The sequence below is a fragment of the Alicyclobacillus fodiniaquatilis genome, from assembly GCF_042678105.1.
GTDB classification, from domain to species: Bacteria; Bacillota; Bacilli; order Alicyclobacillales; family Alicyclobacillaceae; genus Alicyclobacillus; species Alicyclobacillus fodiniaquatilis.
In genome coordinates this window covers 14,283-32,123 of sequence record NZ_JBHUCX010000075.1, presented here as the reverse complement: position 1 = coordinate 32,123, position 17,841 = coordinate 14,283, and the positions used below count along the sequence as shown (strand labels likewise).

15 protein-coding genes are annotated in these 17,841 nt (G+C 52.2%); 11 read left to right on the top strand and 4 right to left on the bottom strand.

Going from position 1 to position 17,841, the window contains the following annotated elements:
• Window positions 1-78 precede the first annotated feature (78 nt).
• Window positions 79-339 (bottom strand): AbrB/MazE/SpoVT family DNA-binding domain-containing protein, encoded by a 261-nt coding sequence (locus ACFSB2_RS18975; protein ID WP_377944665.1) that lies wholly within the window; start codon window positions 337-339, stop codon window positions 79-81.
• 108 nt (window positions 340-447) lie between these two features.
• Between ACFSB2_RS18975 and ACFSB2_RS18970 the strand changes: the two genes are divergently transcribed.
• The 3 genes from ACFSB2_RS18970 (at window position 448) to ACFSB2_RS18960 (ending at window position 3,512) form a co-directional block, all read left to right on the top strand.
• A complete protein-coding gene (locus ACFSB2_RS18970) occupies window positions 448-705 on the top strand; it encodes a hypothetical protein (RefSeq protein ID WP_377944664.1) in 258 nt (85 codons plus the stop codon).
• A 655-nt stretch (window positions 706-1,360) separates the two neighbouring features.
• Window positions 1,361-3,280 carry a prenyltransferase/squalene oxidase repeat-containing protein gene (locus tag ACFSB2_RS18965; RefSeq protein ID WP_377944663.1) on the top strand — a complete coding sequence of 640 codons (1,920 nt, stop codon included), beginning with the start codon at window positions 1,361-1,363 and terminating at the stop codon, window positions 3,278-3,280.
• Entirely contained in the window at window positions 3,237-3,512 is a 276-nt protein-coding gene (locus tag ACFSB2_RS18960; RefSeq protein ID WP_377944662.1) for a hypothetical protein, read from the top strand. The genes ACFSB2_RS18965 and ACFSB2_RS18960 overlap by 44 nt, the downstream gene beginning before the upstream one ends.
• Window positions 3,513-3,694: 182 nt before the next feature.
• On the opposite strand, the gene ACFSB2_RS18955 is transcribed toward ACFSB2_RS18960, so the two are convergent.
• On the bottom strand, window positions 3,695-4,720 hold the full coding sequence (locus ACFSB2_RS18955) for a Rieske 2Fe-2S domain-containing protein (protein ID WP_377944661.1): 1,026 nt from the start codon (window positions 4,718-4,720) through the stop codon (window positions 3,695-3,697).
• A gap of 323 nt (window positions 4,721-5,043) precedes the next feature.
• Here ACFSB2_RS18955 and ACFSB2_RS18950 point away from each other — a divergent pair, with 323 nt between their 5' ends.
• The 6 genes from ACFSB2_RS18950 (at window position 5,044) to ACFSB2_RS18925 (ending at window position 10,909) form a co-directional block, all read left to right on the top strand.
• Entirely contained in the window at window positions 5,044-6,003 is a 960-nt protein-coding gene (locus tag ACFSB2_RS18950; RefSeq protein ID WP_377944660.1) for a peptidyl-prolyl cis-trans isomerase, read from the top strand.
• 430 nt (window positions 6,004-6,433) lie between these two features.
• Window positions 6,434-6,901 carry a hypothetical protein gene (locus tag ACFSB2_RS18945; RefSeq protein WP_377944659.1) on the top strand — a complete coding sequence of 156 codons (468 nt, stop codon included), beginning with the start codon at window positions 6,434-6,436 and terminating at the stop codon, window positions 6,899-6,901.
• A 113-nt stretch (window positions 6,902-7,014) separates the two neighbouring features.
• Window positions 7,015-7,302: a hypothetical protein gene (locus tag ACFSB2_RS18940; protein WP_377944658.1), complete on the top strand. Its 288-nt coding sequence runs from the start codon at window positions 7,015-7,017 to the stop codon at window positions 7,300-7,302.
• A 36-nt stretch (window positions 7,303-7,338) separates the two neighbouring features.
• Entirely contained in the window at window positions 7,339-7,656 is a 318-nt protein-coding gene (locus ACFSB2_RS18935; protein ID WP_377944724.1) for a spore coat protein, read from the top strand.
• Window positions 7,657-7,893: 237 nt separating this feature from the next.
• Complete coding sequence (lysA, locus tag ACFSB2_RS18930) at window positions 7,894-9,231, top strand: diaminopimelate decarboxylase (protein WP_377944657.1); 1,338 nt, start codon at window positions 7,894-7,896, stop codon at window positions 9,229-9,231.
• Between the two features lie 157 nt (window positions 9,232-9,388).
• A complete protein-coding gene (locus tag ACFSB2_RS18925; RefSeq protein WP_377944656.1) occupies window positions 9,389-10,909 on the top strand; it encodes a fumarate hydratase in 1,521 nt (506 codons plus the stop codon).
• A gap of 92 nt (window positions 10,910-11,001) precedes the next feature.
• Here ACFSB2_RS18925 and ACFSB2_RS18920 read toward each other — a convergent pair whose 3' ends face one another.
• A complete protein-coding gene (locus tag ACFSB2_RS18920) occupies window positions 11,002-12,348 on the bottom strand; it encodes an MATE family efflux transporter (protein ID WP_377944655.1) in 1,347 nt (448 codons plus the stop codon).
• Between the two features lie 300 nt (window positions 12,349-12,648).
• Here ACFSB2_RS18920 and ACFSB2_RS18915 point away from each other — a divergent pair, with 300 nt between their 5' ends.
• Together ACFSB2_RS18915 and pepF are read left to right on the top strand one after the other, a co-directional pair.
• Window positions 12,649-14,403, top strand: coding sequence for a pyrimidine-nucleoside phosphorylase (locus tag ACFSB2_RS18915; protein ID WP_377944654.1), 1,755 nt, complete (start codon window positions 12,649-12,651; stop codon window positions 14,401-14,403).
• A gap of 11 nt (window positions 14,404-14,414) precedes the next feature.
• On the top strand, window positions 14,415-16,271 hold the full coding sequence (gene pepF, locus ACFSB2_RS18910; RefSeq protein ID WP_377944653.1) for an oligoendopeptidase F: 1,857 nt from the start codon (window positions 14,415-14,417) through the stop codon (window positions 16,269-16,271).
• A 107-nt stretch (window positions 16,272-16,378) separates the two neighbouring features.
• On the opposite strand, the gene ACFSB2_RS18905 is transcribed toward pepF, so the two are convergent.
• Window positions 16,379-17,671: an ATP-binding protein gene (locus ACFSB2_RS18905; protein ID WP_377944652.1), complete on the bottom strand. Its 1,293-nt coding sequence runs from the start codon at window positions 17,669-17,671 to the stop codon at window positions 16,379-16,381.
• Between the last annotated feature and the right edge of the window lie 170 nt (window positions 17,672-17,841).

Genomic DNA, 17,841 nt, shown 5'->3' with positions numbered 1-17,841 from the left:
GGTAGCACAACGCCAACAGCCCGAACACCAGAAGGTGTTCGGGCTGTTGGCGTTGATGAATTTGTCATCGGTGTTTGATTATACGACAGGCACTTCAATTTGTTTGGCTAGTTCCGAACGGCAATTTTCGCAGACCAGTTTGTCTTTGAACAGCGTCGTGTGGTCCAACTCACTGCAAAAAACGCATGCAGGCTCGTACTTGCGCAAAATGATTTGTTCACCTTGTGTAAAGATTTCCATACCGTCTTTGATGTTCACGCCGAGTGTGCGCCGCAGTTCGATAGGTACAACAATGCGCCCCAGCTCGTCCACTTTTCGTACCATACCCGTTGCCTTCATTGTTATTGATCACCTCTGTCCCAATGTTAACAAGCTTCTTAGAAATATCAATAAACAATTTGGAAGTAATCTAAATGATTTACTGCGAACTGGGGGAGGCCCCCCAGCTTGTTTTTTTGTTTGCAGGACCGGTTTCTGGCGCATCGGGATTTTCGCATCGTTATCACCAAAATCGCGATGGCGGATTATTGTTCACTGGATTCCGGCGGTTCACTTGTCTGTACATACGTTGGCGTGCTGCCATCGGTTGTGCACGCATGGCAGGCATTTGGGAATAAGGGGGAGCGAGGCGCTGTTGCCTTATCTGCGCAGATTGTCCATAAGGGTCAAAATGGACGTTTGGGGTGCGTTGTTGGACAGCGATAGGCGAATGTCCATGCATACCGGGCCTCATCTGCGCTCTTTGACCGGGGTGTGGATGGGGGCGCATGGCGTTGAAGGGCTGAACTTGTTGCGGTCGGGCGCGCATAGGTAAAGGATTCGCGGGGCGCGCAGGGCCATTTGGCAACCTCATCGCGGGTCTTCCGGCCGTTTTTGACGTGGGTGGCTTCAGAAAGGAAAAGAGACCACGCTTTTGGTTTTCGGTCGGGCTGCTGGCCTCTTCCTGCACTGGCGCGTGCATGAAGGGCTGCTGTTCACCTGGCGTTGGCGATGTGTGTTCAGATTCACCTGCATCTGCTTCGTTGTTGCCCATCAATGCTTTTAAAATGTTCATGATCATCTATTTTGGACCTCCCTATCCGGTTTGTTACCGACCATCGCTGAACATCATGCATCATCTTGGTGCTCGCCATTCGCGCTGTCTTGATGGACAGGTATTTTCCACGGTTCTTCTGGCGCGGGACCTATCACGTATGGCGTCTATCCCTCAGCAAATGACACATCGTGTAATTTTGGCAGGGGAAGGTGCCCGGAGGGCTGGTAAAAATCTGGCTAGACATGTGCCGACAAGATCCTTCTCCATCTTCGAATACGCTTGAATGTAGCCTGCCAATGGTGATTCGAGGGGAAAGGGTTGAACGTGACATTGACAACGACGGATGCAGATGCACGACTTGATGCCACCATTCGCATGGCCGTGAATCGGTTGAGAGATGGTCAACATGTCACAGGGTGCTGGACGGATTGCTTTGATACCGGTGTGATGCCGGATGCGCAGACGGTGATTTGTTTATATCTGCTCGGTGTAGATGATGACGATTGGATCACCATACTCTTGCAGCGGCTGCTAGAAGCGCAGCGGCCAGATGGCACCTGGGGTGTTTATCCAGGGGATGAAGGGGATCTTTCCACAACCGTCGAGTGCTATTACGCGCTGCAATTACATGGCGCCTGGTCTGGGTTGCCAGAGAGACAGGCGCAGGCGAAGCAATTTATCTTGCGCCAAGGTGGGCTGAAACGGTGTCGGAATCTGACCAAGGTGATTTTGGCCATCGGCGGTGAAATCCCTTGGCGATGGCTTCCTTCTCCCAGGGTGTATTCACTGCTGTTTTCGCAGCGTTTTCCAGTCTCCATTTTTGATATGGTCACTTTTACACGCCTGCACGTCGCGCCGATGCTTCTGTTGTCCTCGTGTCAATTTGTCGCTGCGCCAGCAGACGGCCGCATGTTGGCGGATTTGATGAGTGGGCATCTCTGGGGGCGTCGTTTGCAGAGTTTCGACAAGCGCGGTGCGCGTCGACGACTGTCACGGCGAATGTCCCATTGCCTGGCATGGATGCTTGCGGAACGGGAGGCAGATGGGACGACGGCCGGCTATCATTCATCCACTTTTTTAACCATCTTTGCCATGCAGGCGCTTGGATTTGAGGTGGGGCACAGAGAAATTCAGTCTGCGATACAGGCGATGCGGAAAAATTTGTACCGTTCTCCAGATGCGGCATATGTTCACCAGCAGACTTGCAATGCGCATGTGTGGAATACGGCCTTGGCCGTGAGAGCGCTGTTGGTCGCGGGCGAGGACGTGCAATCGTCAGTGGTGCAAAAAGCGGTGCAGTACCTGTTGACCAAGCAGCAGCATGGGCAGCAGATTGTACGCTTGGGCGGTTGGGCGTTTTCGAGCAACAACACTCAGCATCCCGATACGGACGATACCATCGCCTGTTTAGAGGCATTGTGCCTTGCGAGCATGACGCAAAGCGCCGCTTGGTCGCAGGGCATCACGTGGCTGCTTGGCATGCAGAATCGGGATGGCGGCTGGTCGGCGTTTGAGAAAGATGCGAATAAACGCTGGATGGAATGGATCCCGGCCAATGATATGCGCCGGGCGATGCATGATCCCTCCACACCGGACATCACAGGCAGAGTTTTGGAATTTTTGCTGCGTTATCGTGTTTTGTCTGTCGATGATCCCATTGTGCGCCTTGCATTACAGTGGCTGCATCGCCATCAGGAGGCAGATGGTTCCTGGTTTGGCAGATGGGGCACCACGTATATTTACGGCACTTGGTGCGCAGTCAAAGCGCTGCTTTGCGCACAAGTGCAAAGCTCGGCACCCAGCATCGCAAAGGCGAGGGCGTGGATACTCCGGATTCAACACGATGACGGCGGTTTCGGGGAATCCTGTCAAAGTGATCTCCATGGCCATTTTGTGCCACTTGCGGCAAGTCTACCAACACAGACAGCCTGGGGCTTGGATTTGCTCTTGTATCTCTATGAAGCAGAAATGGACTCACGCATGCAAGATGAACTTTGGCGCGCTTGTTCAAAGGCTGCGAATTGGTTGGTGACGCACGCGAAAGCGGGGATGTGGGAGGAAGAAATGCCGACAGGTTCGGCTTTCCCAGGCGCTTTGCACATTCGATACCACATTTATCCGAAAATTTGGTCTGTGGTTGCCCTGAAACATTACCAGACTTTGCGCCAGCGTCGTTTCCGTTTGAAGGGGGGTGAATCACATGTTGGATCCAAACCTACTACACACGTTTCGTTCGCGTATTAGAAATCCAATTCACTGGCGCAACACGCATCGCATTCTGCATTCCTACAGTCGCCGTGACCTGGCCACACCGCATGGCGCAGGCGCGCTGGTCGACCAAATGTGCGGTGCCCTGAACGTTCCGCTGACACCAGGGCAGCGAGCGGGGGCAGTCAATTGGTTGGTGGCGCAGCGGATAGATCCCCATCATCCCCTGCATCAAATGCGGATGTGGCGCATCGTCCGTGGGATGTGAAAATCCATCAGATGGAATGACGGTATATATCGGGTGTTTGACAAGAGTTTCAAACACCCGATATGTTCGATTTTAATTGTGGTAGAAGTTTTTTCCACAAATCCCCGAGGTCGGCCTTTTCTACGTCTTGTCGATCTCGACGTGAGCAACGACATCTGGAATACATACGTGCGTTGCAGCCCTCAATTCTCATCAGCCCCAGCAGGGACAGATTCATCAAGCAAGGTCGCCTGCTTTTCCTTCCTGAGTGCCCGGCTCAGCATCGCGCGAAAACGGATGGTTGGTGCATCGGATGCCACATGGGCCTCTGATGTGAAGTCAAACGGCGCATGTTGCGGCGTCAAGTGTTCAATGATGGCTTGGTCTTCCGCCATGATGTTGAGTGTATACTGCAAATGAAAGTCATCCATCCAGACGGCGTCGATGTCAAAGCTGCGCATGACGATTCCGAATATGTCTGTGCGGTGATCATTGACAGGCGTGAAGGTGAGAAACGTGCACATCATGCCGTGATCCCCGAAAGGGGTGCGGATGATCCATTGATTCGGAAACAACAGTTCAATCTCCGTAGAAGCCCCTTCGGGCGTCGCAGGGACAGGTTCCATTGGATGCTTTGCGGCAAAAGGCGTTGGGTAGATGACAATGCTGGTTTTTGACGCGCGATACAGCGGGCCTTGCACGGCGGGATCGACATTTTCGCCTGTGGTGGCAGAATGAACGAACGGCAGGTGGGAGACGTCGAGCACACTTTCTGCCACGCGCGTGAAGTGCGCGTTCCACGTCTGGTGGAATGGCACATAGCGCCAATCTGAAAACGCGAGTTCTGGAAACGTCGTGTAAGTAGGGGGTGGATCGCCTTGTAGTGCCGTTTCAGTGTAAATCCAAACGAGATCTGCATATTCAACAGTAGGGTATGTTCGCAGAAACGCGCGCTTGGGCATCGGGGCGGTCGGCGTGTTGGCTGGAATATGTGTACATTTCCCCGTTCCGTCAAATCGCCAGCCGTGAAATGGGCAGATGAGTTCGCCAGTTTCAACATGCCCGAGTGACAAATCACACCCTCTATGCGGGCAGTGCGGTTGTACTGTATGGACGCCGCCGCGCTCATCGCGATACATCACGTACGCCTCGCCGTGGACCATGTATTTTTGCGGCTGGTTGGCCAGCGCGCCGGATGGGCAGACTGCGTACCATGCTTTGCGTAACATCGGGCATTCCTCGCTTCATATATAGATGATTTTCATCAGTTTATGCCGCGGGATTGACATGCGCAGAGGAATTTTGCTCGATTTCTTTTTGGTTGCGCGGCCTGCCAACATATGTGTACAATACCCAGTACCAGCGATGGCTGTTTGTGAAAAATGTAAAATATCGTATCGGATTTATTTTGCTTTCAAGCAAAATTCGAGATGTGTCTGTTAGGCTACGATACCAGACGGATGGACAAGCAATCACGCTGCGATATTTTTCAGATAAGCAATATGCGTTGTAATAGGACTTAGGATCTTGTATACGATTAGGGGGAGCTATTTTGTCATCAATCAAGAAAATTGTGTCACCGGTCATCGGTGGCCTGGTGGGCGCTGTCATCGTCGGCGGCGTTTGGTATGGAACACATCTATCACAGCAACACGGTGACGTGGTCGCCAAGGTGGGCGGCACACCCATTACTCGCCAAACGTTGTTGCAGGAAAGCGAATCTTATGCAGGTACACAGATGTTGGAACAGTTGATCACCAATCAGTTGGTGCTTGACGCCGCAGCCAAGCAGAAGGTGACTGCCTCGGACAAAGAGGTCAATTCAGCCCTGCAGAGTCTGGAAGAGCAAGATGGGATTTCGAGTGATGCCCAGTTGGAATCCATGCTGGCGCAGAGCCACATGACCAAGGCGCAATTGATGGAACAATTGAAAGTTGAAGTGTTGGAAGAGAAGATTGCTGAAAACAAGGTCAAAGTCACGGCAAAGCAAATTCAAACGTATTACAACAACAATAAAAAGAATCTCGCTTCGGCGAAAAAGGTCTCACTGTCTGACATCATTGTGTCGACCAAAGCCAAGGCGCAAAATATTAAGAAGCAATTGGATGCAGGTCAGAGCTTCGCTACTTTGGCGAAGAAGAACTCCACCGACACCAGCACGAAATCCAAGGGCGGCAAGATGGGCAGCATGACACAGGATCAGTTAGATCCAGCCATTGCGCCGACAGCGTTCAAAATGAAAAAGGGTCAGATCAGCGACCCGATTAAGGTCAGCACGGGTTATGAACTGATTCAGGTCAATGACATCACACCGTCTGTCGTTCCGACATTGGCCAAGGCGAAAAGTCAGATTACCACCATTCTCAAGCAGCAAAACATGGAGCAACCGCAAGAACTGGTGGCTGACTTGATGAAGAAAGACAATGTCCAGATTCTCGACAGCAGTTACTCAAGTGTAAAAGAGGCAATGGAAAATCCATCGCCGTCGTCGTCCTCCGGCGTTTCGGAATAATCCAGGATTCCAGTCGTCAAGCACAGAAGGTCTCGGGTTTTGCCCGGGGCCTTTTTTTCATTGCTGATTTGTGTGCGGGCGCGAGTGGTCATCGACCATTTTGGGTCGATCACGCTGCCGTGAAGTGTCGAAAGCTGCACATTTTTGCGAATTGTTCGTTCTCTTCGCCTCGTCATCGCATGTAGACGGTCTGCTCGCCTCGCTTCAATTTCTTGCAAATTCCCTTGTTTTTCGGCCATCTGCAGGCATTGGGCTTCGACAAGAAAATTCGCCATCACTTGCAAGGCGCGCGAACGGCGGACATTTGGATGGAAAAATACTGGATATCCACGTCAGGATGAATGAGGAAGGGGAGACTGACTCAGACTGTCAAATGTGGCTGAAATGCAATCGCGCCAGATGCGCTGCGAAGGAACGGGGGAAAGTCAGCATGGAAGAGTTTGAGGGACGAATGAAGGAGATTCAAGCCGCCGCGCATGTGAATGCCTATGCCGACAAAGGACAGGCTACTGAAGCTGGGCCGATTGTGGGGCAATTGGAACAACTGCTGCAACAATTGGCCAATCGGGCGAAAAAAATGGACGCGAAGTTGGAAATCAAGGTGACTGGTGGGGAGTCTCCAGGTTTGGTTGCGGGATTTGTCAATGCACACTTTTCGACGATGCGGTATATTTTGACTTCCAAGTGTAGTGACGGTCAAGTGGAAGTGGATGTGCAGGATGGGGAATGGAAGGAAATGAGCAATGTCCATGGGTTATGGGGGAACTGGCTGGACAAAAAGACCGTTTATCATGGCGAATTTTTAGAAGCGCCCATTCGTGAGGCGATAGAACGGACATTTATGCATTGGTATGAAAAAGTCAAACTGAATGCGCAAAAAGGCATCCCGCTGCAATAAGGGATGCCTTATTTGTACCATTCAGTTTGGTGGACGAACTGTCGCATGACAATAGGTGAGCTGGTCGATACTATGGGCCGAGGCGAAATCCAGTTGAAAGGGGTTGTCAGGGGATGCAGATGCCATCACAACAAGGCCAGATGCAACAAAATACACAGACGATGCAGCAGTTGCCGCCAAACATCTTGACTGCGAAGGATTTGTCGTTTTTAAAGGATCAAATGAGCTGGCTTTTGGGGGCAGTAAAGAAATGCCATCATTATGCTCAGGCTTGTCAAGACGCGCAAGTGCGTCAGATCATTGAACAGGTTTGCGCCACGCATCAACGTCAATACGACGCGTTGCTCAAACATTGCAACCAACAAGGCCAAACGGGGAACGCCCAACCGACCATGCAATAATCGAGATCGAAAGGGGGAAGCGCTGTGGCAAATCAAATGCAGCAGAATATGGAACAAAATGTGCCAAAGACGCCGGAGATGAACGACAGAGATTATTTGAACGACATTTTGGCCACCGAGAAGTATTTGACAGACGGTTTTAATGTCGCTGTGCGCGAGGCAAGTCATGATGCGCTGTTCCGCGACATGTTGAACATCCTCGCCGAAACACATCAAGTGACGCGCGATGTCTACAATTTGATGTACCAAAAGGGATGGTACAAATTGGAGGCGGGAGATGCGCAGCAGATCACACAGACGGCGCAGCAGTTTCAAGGCTACAAAAGTCAGTTTCCGCCCAAACAGATTCAATAACATGCTGTGTTTGTAGGAGATCCGGGTGTTTGTGCCGGGTCTCCGTTTTCTATGCGGAGGAACATCACCGTTGTTCACCAATCTATGCTATAGTAATGCACTAAAGATATACGTCAGCGTTTAGCAAAAGACGGCACGTTTTTGGTTTGTCGCCATGATGTTTATCGTCAAATTGGGTCAAACCCATTCAATTTTGCCATGCGCGCACGTGTGATATTGCACCAAGGAGTGGAGAGCATGTCACAACAGGAAGTGACTCAACAGCCAGTCTGGACACAGTTGCCAGAGCATGTTGAGATACGGGATAATCACCATCTATATATCGCCGATTGTGATACAGTCGCATTGGCAGACACTTATGGAACACCACTGATTGTTTATGACGAGCAATTGTTGCGACAGACCATCCAATCATTTCACCAGGCGTTTCAACGATTGCAGGTTCCTTACCAAATTTCCTATGCTAGTAAAGCGTTCTGCACCATTGCGATGTGCCAACTCGTCTATGAAGAGGGTTGTGGCATCGATGTCGTGTCTGGTGGAGAGTTATATACAGCGCTGACCAGCGGCGTTCCGGCGTCGGCCATTCATCTGCACGGCAACAACAAGACGTCTGAGGAGATCCGCTATGCGGTGGAATCCGGGATTGGGGCCATCATTGTCGACAATTTTTATGAACTTGCACTGTTGCAGGAAATTGCTGCGGAGAAACAAAAAAATGTGAATATTCTTTTACGGATTTCCCCTGGCGTTGAAGCCCATACGCATGAATATATTGCAACGGGTGGCCAGGATAGCAAATTTGGTTTTGATTTGGCAAGTGAACAGGCAAGAGAAGCCATCGTGCAATTGTCTGACATGCCAAATTTAATTTGTACGGGATTACATGCGCATATCGGATCGCAAATTTTTGACGCAGAAGGTTTTGCGGTGTCTGTGGAACGCCTTGCGGCGCTGTACGCATACGGCTGTGAGCGGGGGCTGCCGTTTCAGGTGCTCAACGTCGGCGGCGGGTTTGGCATTCGCTATACGGACGAGGACGCGCCGCCGGTGGCGCAGACGATTGAAGGCATTGTCGCGGCCGCGCGCGCCGCTTTTGCCCAATATGGGCTCATATTGCCCACGATTTGGATTGAACCAGGGCGCAGCATCGCCGGGCCTGCTGGGGTGACACTGTATCGCGTGGGCAGTCAGAAGAGAATCCCCGATACGCGCAACTATCTGGCTGTTGACGGCGGCATGACAGACAATCCGCGCCTCGCTTTGTATGGCGCCAAGTATCACGCGGTCTATGCAAACCGCGCGGATGCGCCAGCGCAGGACACTTGGTCTGTGGCAGGGAAATGTTGCGAGAGTGGCGACATGTTGATTTGGGATGCGCCATTGCCCAATCCACAGCCTGGCGATGTGCTCGCCGTCTTTGCGACAGGCGCCTACAACTACAGCATGGCCAGCCATTATAACCGCATCGCCAAGCCAGCGGTCGTGTTTGCGCGCGCTGGCCAGGCGCAAGTGGTGGTGGAACGCGAGACGTGGGCTGATTTGCTCCGTCAAGACAGACCGTTACAGCGATAAAATGTTCGATCACGCTGCAACCACCGGACATGTGAGTCACAGGTGATGACAGTGCTGTCACGGTGAGATTATCCTCCTCTGCTGTACGCAAAGAAGTGGTATACTATCTGTTGGTCGTTCTGGTCGCAGGTACGTGATTGCGAGAGGAGGAACATACGTGGCAAACAAAGAGAGCTTGCTACAATTGATTACGGAGACGTCAACAAATTTACCGCCTGATGTGCGGCGGGCAATCAAACGAGCACAAGTTCAGGAGGAATTGGGAACGCGTGCGGCGTTGGCATTGAACACGATTGTCGACAACATTGTTTCGGCAGAAGAGGATGTTCAACCGATTTGCCAGGACACAGGGATGCCGACATTCATCGTTCATTGTCCAGTTGGATTTAATCAGATCCAATTTAAGCGGGAAATCGAAGCAGCCATCAAAGAAGCGACGAAACTGGGAAAACTGCGTCCCAATTCAGTGGATTCACTGACTGGGAAAAATACAGGTGACAATTTAGGCGCAGGCACACCTGTCGTGCATTTTCATCAGTGGGAAGCCGACGAAGTTGAAGTCAAGTTGATTCTCAAAGGCGGCGGCTGCGAGAACAAGAACATTCAATACGCCCTGCCGACCGAACTGCCGGGGCTGGGACGCGCTGGTCGTGATTTGGAAGGGATTCGCAAATGCATTTTGCACGCCGTGTACCAAGCGCAAGGCCAAGGGTGCAGCGCAGGATTTATCGGCGTTGGCATTGGCGGGGATCGGACAACCGGATACGAGTTGGCCAAAGAGCAACTGTTCCGTCCGCTTGATGATGTCAACGAGAACGAGACGCTGGCTCAATTGGAAGCATACATTTTAGACAAGGCCAACCATCTGGACATCGGCACAATGGGCTTTGGCGGGAAAGTGAGCTTGCTCGGCTGCAAGATTGGCGTGGGCAACCGCATCCCTGCCAGCTTTTACGTGTCTGTGGCGTATAACTGTTGGGCGTTTCGGCGTCTGGGTGTGGTGCTTGATCCAACGACGGGCGAGATCAAACGTTGGCTCTATCGCGACTCTGAAGAAAAAATGGAGCGCCCACAGGGGACGTTTAATGTGGACAGCGCCATTGTGCTCCAGGCGCCCATCAGCGAGGAGCAGATCCGTTCTCTGAAAGTGGGCGATGTTGTCCTGATTCAAGGAGAAATGCACACGGGGCGCGATGAAATACACAAGTATTTGATGAAGCATGACGCGCCTGTGGATTTGCAGGGTGGCGTCATTTACCACTGTGGTCCGGTGATGCTGCAAGATGATGATGGGACTTGGCATGTCAAAGCCGCTGGGCCGACGACCAGTTCGCGGGAAGAGCCTTATCAAGCGGACATCATCGCGAAGTTTGGGCTGCGCGCGGTCATTGGCAAAGGTGGTATGGGACAAAAGACGTCTGACGGCTTGAAGCAGTCCGGCGCTGTCTATTTGAACGCCATCGGCGGCGCGGCTCAATTCTATGCGCACTGCGTCAAGGAAGTCAAAGGGGTCGACCTGATTGACGAATTTGGTGTGCCAGAGGCAATGTGGCACTTGGAAGTCGAAGGCTTCCCAGCCATTGTGACCATGGATGCGCACGGCAACAGCTTGCACAAGGAAGTCGCCGATGATTCGCTCGTCAAGCTCGAAGATTTGCGGGAACCGGTATTTGCCTGACACAATCAAATCCTTTTCTAATAAAAATGCTGTGGCGCGTGATGGCCACAGCATTTTTATTGTCCTGCCAAACGCACAGGCGTGTTGAACAATCAGCCGGATGACCGACTCGGTTTGATCTTCCGCAAGCCTGCTTGTACAACGCTCAGATAAGGCAGCAAATCGTCTTTTTTCAGCCGCCAGAGATCTATCCCGCGGCGACCAGATGTCCGGTGGTACCAGAAGACGTACACAGAGAGTTCCGTAAAGTAGGCAATGGTCGAGGAAATGGATGCCCCATACATGCTTAGTCGCGGAATGATGAAGTAACAAATCAAGGCATTAAAAGAGATCATCAGCAAGTTCACAATCAAAAGCGTAAACGGTTTGCCTTTTGAGTTGGTGAAATACTGCGAGATGAGGGTTGAGACGGTTTTTAGTACCAACCCAGGCAGCAGGATGTAAAATGGACCGACGGATCCGCCGTACTTGTTGCGGCCATAGACAAGCACCAAAAACGGCATCAATATCGCCAGACCAGCAGCTACAATAATAGAAGTAATCAAGGTTTGGCGCGATGCTGATTCGGTGACGATGCCCGCATCCTGACCGTCGGATGCAGACATCCGGCGAAAGACGACCGTGGAAATGGATTGGCTCAAGGTCATCAGAATCTCGGCGGCCGTGACGGCCACCCCGTAAATGGAGACGACATCTCGTCCATGCGGGAGCTTGCGGGTGAGCCAGCCGAGCATCCAAAAGTCGATGCGGAGGTTGACATAGCCAGACAGTAAAGCGAGCGATGACCATGTGCCAAAGCCAAGAAAGCTGCGCCACTCTGTTTTCTGCCATTTCCATTTGAGATGATGGCCCCAACCGAGTTGCCGATAAACTGCAAACAAGGTCATCGCCACACAGATGATCCAAGATAAGAGCCAGATTTTATACGTCCACATGAGCCGCTGATGTTCGCCCAAATGGGTGTTAAAGGCGATGAACGCGAGATAGATGAGCAGAAATGCGACGGCTTGACTGACGTTCGCCCGATTCAAGGCCTTGATGTTGTCGAGCGCATTGAGCAGTCGGCTTGCATAGCCGAAAAGGAATGTCAAAGGCATGCCGACGAGACTGAACATGACCAGGGTTGAGGGATGACCAAACCACAGGACTGCGAGGGCGATCAGCCATACGAGTATGCTTAACAAAAACATGACAAAGTTGCCCATTTGTACAATTTGTACGGCGTCCTGCGGCCGTCGTGGCAAGGAGCGCGAAAAATAATTTGAGTAGCCGCCGCTAAATCGTTGGCCGCTGGTCGCGTATGTCGTGGTCGTCTGAAAATCACCGCGATCCCCTGGGTGAATGAGGTAGCGCGCGGTGATGACGCTGTTTACCCAGGTTAACACGGCTGATAAACCTCGGTAGACAAATGTATAGAAGATAGTTTTACGATTGCTCAAATATGGCTCACTCCACATCCAGAGTCGTTGTTTGCTTTGTCTGTCCACGCATTCGCGGTGCTGGTTTGCCGCCAATCTCGCAAAGCATCAAATGGATGATTTCATGCGACTGCAAGTGCATAGAATCATTGTACATGGCGGTCTTCATATGAAACAAAACCGATTTCAGTGTACCACGTGAAGCAATATCTAATCTCAAACGATTTTGAGACATCCCTTTCGCTTTCGCCGGGTGATTGTGTTACCATCAAAGCATACGCTGCCAATTTATTTCATCTAGAATGGGTGAGGAGGCGCATTATGCGGGCCGTTGATCTCATTGACAAAAAACGGCGTGGCCTCGCGCTGCAAAAAGAAGAAATACAAGCGCTCATGGACGGGTATCTCGCTGGCGAGATACCAGACTACCAGATGAGCGCGTTTTTAATGGCAGTCTGCTGGCGCGGCATGAATACGGAAGAGATGGCGAATTTGACAAGGGCAATGGCCGCCTCTGGGGATTCCCTGGATTTGACGGAGATTCCGGGTGTAAAGGTGGACAAACACAGTACAGGCGGTGTGGGCGATAAGACCACGCTTGTCTTGGCGCCGCTGTTGGCGGCGATAGGTGTGCCTGTGGCCAAGATGTCAGGGCGCGGGCTTGGGCATACTGGGGGCACCATCGATAAGTTGGAAGCCATTCCTGGGTTTCAAACGTCACTATCCGGGCAAGCGTTTGTCCAGCAGGTCAAATCCATCGGTGTGGCTGTCGCAGGTCAGACGGGAGATTTAGCGCCGGCCGATAAGCGCTTGTACGCCTTGCGCGATGTCACGGCGACGGTGGAATCCATTCCGCTCATCGCCAGTTCCATCATGAGCAAAAAATTGGCCAGCGGCGCGGATGCCATCGTACTTGATGTCAAAGTAGGCGATGGCGCGTTTATGAAGACGGCGGACGATGCGCGGCGATTGGCGCGCACCATGGTCGAAATCGGGAACCACGCTGGACGGAATACCGTTGCCGTGCTCTCCAGTATGGAAGAGCCGCTGGGGTATGCTGTTGGCAACGCGCTTGAGGTGCGCGAGGCCATCCTCACCTTGGCGAATCAAGGACCTACGGATTTGACAGAGGTTTGTCTGGCGCTGGCAGCAGAGATGGCGGTTTTAGCGGGGGCGGCGGATGATGTAGACGCGGCCAGAACGCGGCTTGTCCGCGCGCTGGAGGATGGTAGCGCACTCGCTAAGCTGCGTGCGTTTATCACCGCGCAAGGCGGCGATGCTTCGGTTGTCGATGAGCCACAAAAGCTGCCGCAGGCGGCAGTGATCCGCGAAATGACGGCGACGCGCGCAGGTTGTATCGCAGCATTGCCTGCGTTATCAGTGGGGGAAGCGGCGATGCGCTTGGGCGCCGGGCGGTCGACCAAAGACGAGGCTGTCGATCCGGCGGTCGGCATCGTGTTGCGTGCAAAAGTAGGTGACACTGTCTCTGTCGGTGATGTGCTGCTTGAAGTGCATGCGGCGTCGGAAGCGGATGCACAGGCGTGTATGGAAGCGCTTCGCGATGTGTTCGTCATTCAGGATGCGCCGGTGGCTAAGCCGCAACATGTGCTTGGCTACATTCGCTTCGTGCAGAAGACTGACGGGGACGCGGAACTGCTTGATGCAGCCAAGGCGGCAAGGCAAAAGGCGTACACGCCGTATTCTGGTTTTGCTGTCGGCGCGGCGCTTCGCATGCGCGACGGGCGCATCATCACAGGCGCGAACATTGAGAACGCATCGTATGGCCTGACCAACTGCGCTGAGCGGAGCGCCGTGTTTACTGCACTGACGCAACTTGAACACGGGGCGTTCGATGTAGCGGCCATCGCGGTGGTGGCGGATGCGCCGGAGCCTGTGTCGCCCTGTGGGGCCTGTCGTCAAGTGTTTGCCGAGTTTTGCGCGCCTGACACACCCGTTTTTCTGTCGAACATCAAAGGGGCGGTGCGAAAGACCACCGTCGGCGAACTGCTGCCAGGGGCGTTCACCCCGGAGCAGATGGCTTACGCCCATGCACAAGAAATCCCACTGGACGCATAGGAGGAGAAATCATGTTGAATCGGTATCGTACATTTTCGTTGGAAAAGCACTGGAAAGCAGAGCCGGACGCCAGCAAAAAACTGCGGCGGCGCGAGGAGATTGCAGACGAATACAAGTGGGATTTAAACGCCATCTACAAAACAGAAGCAGACTGGCAAAAAGATGCGGCTGAGCTTGACCGATTACTCGGCGCATTCGCGGGCATGCAGGGGAAACTTGGCGAATCTGCTGGCACCTTGCTTGAAGCCTTGCGCCTGCACGATAAAATCGATGAAATTGTCGGCAAACTGTACGTGTACGCCAAAATGCACCTGGATGAGGACACGTCTAACTCACAGGCGCAAGAACTGCAAGATAAAGCGTTTGCGCTATTGGTCAAGACAAATAGCGCCATGGCGTTTTTCGTGCCGGAGGTATTGACCATCGATGAACAGGCCCTGAAGACGATGTTGGAAGCCGAGTCGGGGCTGCAGTTGTATCGGTTTGCGCTCGAGGAAATCACGCGTGAAAAGCCACATGTGCTCTCGCCGGATCAAGAACAGTTGCTGGCTTCGTTTGGCGAAGTGCTCAATGCGCCCAGCGACATCTTCGAGATGTACAACAACGCAGACATGGTCTTCCCGTCAATTCGGGATGAGGATGGCGACGAAGTTGAAATTACGCATGGTCGGTACATTCAGTTGTTGGAAAGCAAAAATCGCGATGTCCGCAAAAATGCGTTTGAGGCAGTGTACGCGACGTACGAGAAACATCGCAACACGGTGGCCGCCATGTTCTCGGCGAATGTCAAACGCGGTGCTGTCAGCGCTCGCGTGCGTCATTTTCCGTCAGCGCGCGAAGCGTCGCTCAATTCGGACAATGTGCCTGTAACCGTGTATGACAACCTGATTGCCACTGTGCACGAATTTTTGCCGTCTTTGCAAAAATATCTGCGTCTGCGCAAAAAGGTTTTGGGCATTGACGACTTGCAGATGTACGATCTCTACACGCCAATGGTCCAGGATGTCGACTGGAAGGTGCCGTTTGAAGAGGCGAAAGAGACCGTACTTCAGGCAGTGCGGGTATTGGGCGACGAGTACTGCGACATCGCCTCGAATGGGTTCAAAAGTCGGTGGGTCGACGTCTACGAGAACAAGGGCAAGCGCAGCGGCGCATACTCCTGGGGGGCTTACGGCACACACCCCTACATGTTGCTCAATTATCACGATTCGCTCGACAACATGTTCACGTTGGCGCATGAACTCGGGCATTCTATGCATACCTACTTCTCGCATCGCGCACAGCCATCGGTTTACGCGGGGTACACCATCTTTGTCGCAGAAGTGGCCTCTACCTGCAATGAGGCATTGCTCCTAGATCACCTGCTGAAGACGACCGACGACAAGGGCAAGCGCGCGTATATCTTGAATCATCAACTGGAGACCATCCGCGGCACCCTGTTCCGGCAAACGATGTTCGCGGAGTTTGAGAAGTTGACCCATGCGCGCGTCGAACAAGGGGAAGCTTTGACGCCTGACTGGCTCGATGCGACATATGCTGAGTTGAACCAGCAGTTCTTCGCGGCGGTATGTAACGTCAATCCGCAAATTGCGCACGAATGGATGCGGATTCCGCACTTCTACACGCCATTTTACGTGTACAAATATGCGACTGGCATTTCGGCAGCCATCGCGTTGTCACGGCGAATCTTGAGTGAGGGACAACCTGCAGTCAACGACTATATTGCGTTCTTGTCCTCCGGCGGATCGGATTACCCCATCAACTTGTTGCGCAAAGCTGGCGTTGATATGGAATCACCAGAGCCGGTTCGCGAAGCGCTTCGCCAATTTGATGGGTTGGTGGATGAATTGGACAATTTGATAGGCTGAACCAGTTGAAGACGAAAAAATCCCCCGACGTCGATCCGGCGCGGGGGAGATTGTCTTCAGTTTCTCACGCTGGGCCTACGCTGAAGCGAAATAGGCCACAAAACGACTCAAACAGTTGAAAGTGTCAACTTTGGCAGATAAATGGTCACGGTGGTGCCTTTGTTTTGCATTGAGTCGACTTGAATGTGACCATAGTGCTCTTCGACAATGTGTTTGCTGACAAACATGCCAAGTCCTGTGCCAGTTTGTTTGGTCGTGAAAAAAGGGCGAAACAGCTGGTGCAAATCCGTGATACCGCAACCATTGTCAATGATGGAGAGCGTGATGTAGTTGTCAAAATCGTGCACAGACAGCGTGACATGCCCTTGCTTGTCACACGCATGCACAGCGTTTTGCATCAGATTGATGAGCACCTGCTTGATTCTGCCCGGATGCAGTCGAATCATCACTGGATGTTCCGGTACGTCACAAACCAATTCGACATTGCACAGACTGGCTTCAGGAGATAAAAATTGGTATACAGATGCCGTCAAATTTCGCGCATCAATTTCTTGAAAATGCTCGCAATCTGGTCTGGCCAAACCCATGAAATCCTGTAAAAGGGCCTGGATTCGATCCAGTTCGCGAATGGTCAATTCGATGTATTCTTTGTCTTGCCCACTGTCGGAACGCTGCTCAAACAACTGTAAAAAACCGCGGGCGGTTGTGAGTGGATTGCGGATTTCATGTGCGATGCCTGCGGTCAAAGATGCAAGCGACGACGCCTTTTCAAATTCGCGCAACTTCATTTGCAGTTGATCCAGCACGCCGTTGTTGGTAGATTCTTCGACTAACTCTTCCAACCCTCCGGTTGAATCCCACAATTGCTCAATGGCGTGCACCGCGATCAGCGTGACCTGTTTGAGAGAGGAAACAGCATCTGGCGACTCTGACAACAACACGATTTTTTTGTTGCGAATCGGAGCGATGGGATGTTTTAAGACCACGGCGACACCCTGCCAGTTACCTTCAAGCGACGGAAAAGCAAGACCCGGGTCGATGACCTGCGCGCCTGTCTCCAAACAAGGTTCATTTTCACGCTTGAGTGCAAAGACAGCACCTGGGCACAAATCTGTTGCCTGAAGCGTCGTGATGTTTTGCCGAATGGCGATGCACTCAAGAATGACGTTGTCACTGTCCAACAGGAGCGCAATGTACGATGTTTCGCCCGGTAAATTGACGAAAAACGTCCGCGTCAACTCGCACAAACGCGCATTTGCCGCTTTGCGCTCTGAAAAATCATAAGTTGACTCCACACGGGATGACGTTGAGCGTTTTCCGATTTCAATACGCCGTGACAGTCCTAGCAAGGGTGGTCTCCGGGCGAGTGCTGTTCCGAATTGAGATGTTCGATAGCCCATTGTTAGGATCCACCTTTAATTAAAGCTTGGTTTTATTATGCGTGGTATGGCAAAATGAAACAAGCAAATATAGCTAAAATTCTCATCGTTCGACAAAGGTTGTCATGATTCGCGTCAAATTCCATCATCCTCCAATATAGGGAACGTGCAGGGATTTGTTCTATAACAAT

Excerpts from the sequence above, each read along its gene's own strand:
- ACFSB2_RS18960 (WP_377944662.1), top strand. The coding sequence starts at position 3,237 with ATGTTGGATCCAAACCTACTACACACGTTTCGTTCGCGTATTAGAAAT.
- ACFSB2_RS18905 (WP_377944652.1), bottom strand. The coding sequence starts at position 17,671 with ATGGGCTATCGAACATCTCAATTCGGAACAGCACTCGCCCGGAGACCA.
- ACFSB2_RS18940 (WP_377944658.1), top strand. The coding sequence starts at position 7,015 with ATGCAGATGCCATCACAACAAGGCCAGATGCAACAAAATACACAGACG.
- lysA (WP_377944657.1), top strand. The coding sequence starts at position 7,894 with ATGTCACAACAGGAAGTGACTCAACAGCCAGTCTGGACACAGTTGCCA.
- pepF (WP_377944653.1), top strand. The coding sequence starts at position 14,415 with ATGTTGAATCGGTATCGTACATTTTCGTTGGAAAAGCACTGGAAAGCA.
- ACFSB2_RS18945 (WP_377944659.1), top strand. The coding sequence starts at position 6,434 with ATGGAAGAGTTTGAGGGACGAATGAAGGAGATTCAAGCCGCCGCGCAT.
- ACFSB2_RS18935 (WP_377944724.1), top strand. The coding sequence starts at position 7,339 with ATGCAGCAGAATATGGAACAAAATGTGCCAAAGACGCCGGAGATGAAC.
- ACFSB2_RS18955 (WP_377944661.1), bottom strand. The coding sequence starts at position 4,720 with ATGTTACGCAAAGCATGGTACGCAGTCTGCCCATCCGGCGCGCTGGCC.
- ACFSB2_RS18915 (WP_377944654.1), top strand. The coding sequence starts at position 12,649 with ATGCGGGCCGTTGATCTCATTGACAAAAAACGGCGTGGCCTCGCGCTG.
- ACFSB2_RS18975 (WP_377944665.1), bottom strand. The coding sequence starts at position 339 with ATGAAGGCAACGGGTATGGTACGAAAAGTGGACGAGCTGGGGCGCATT.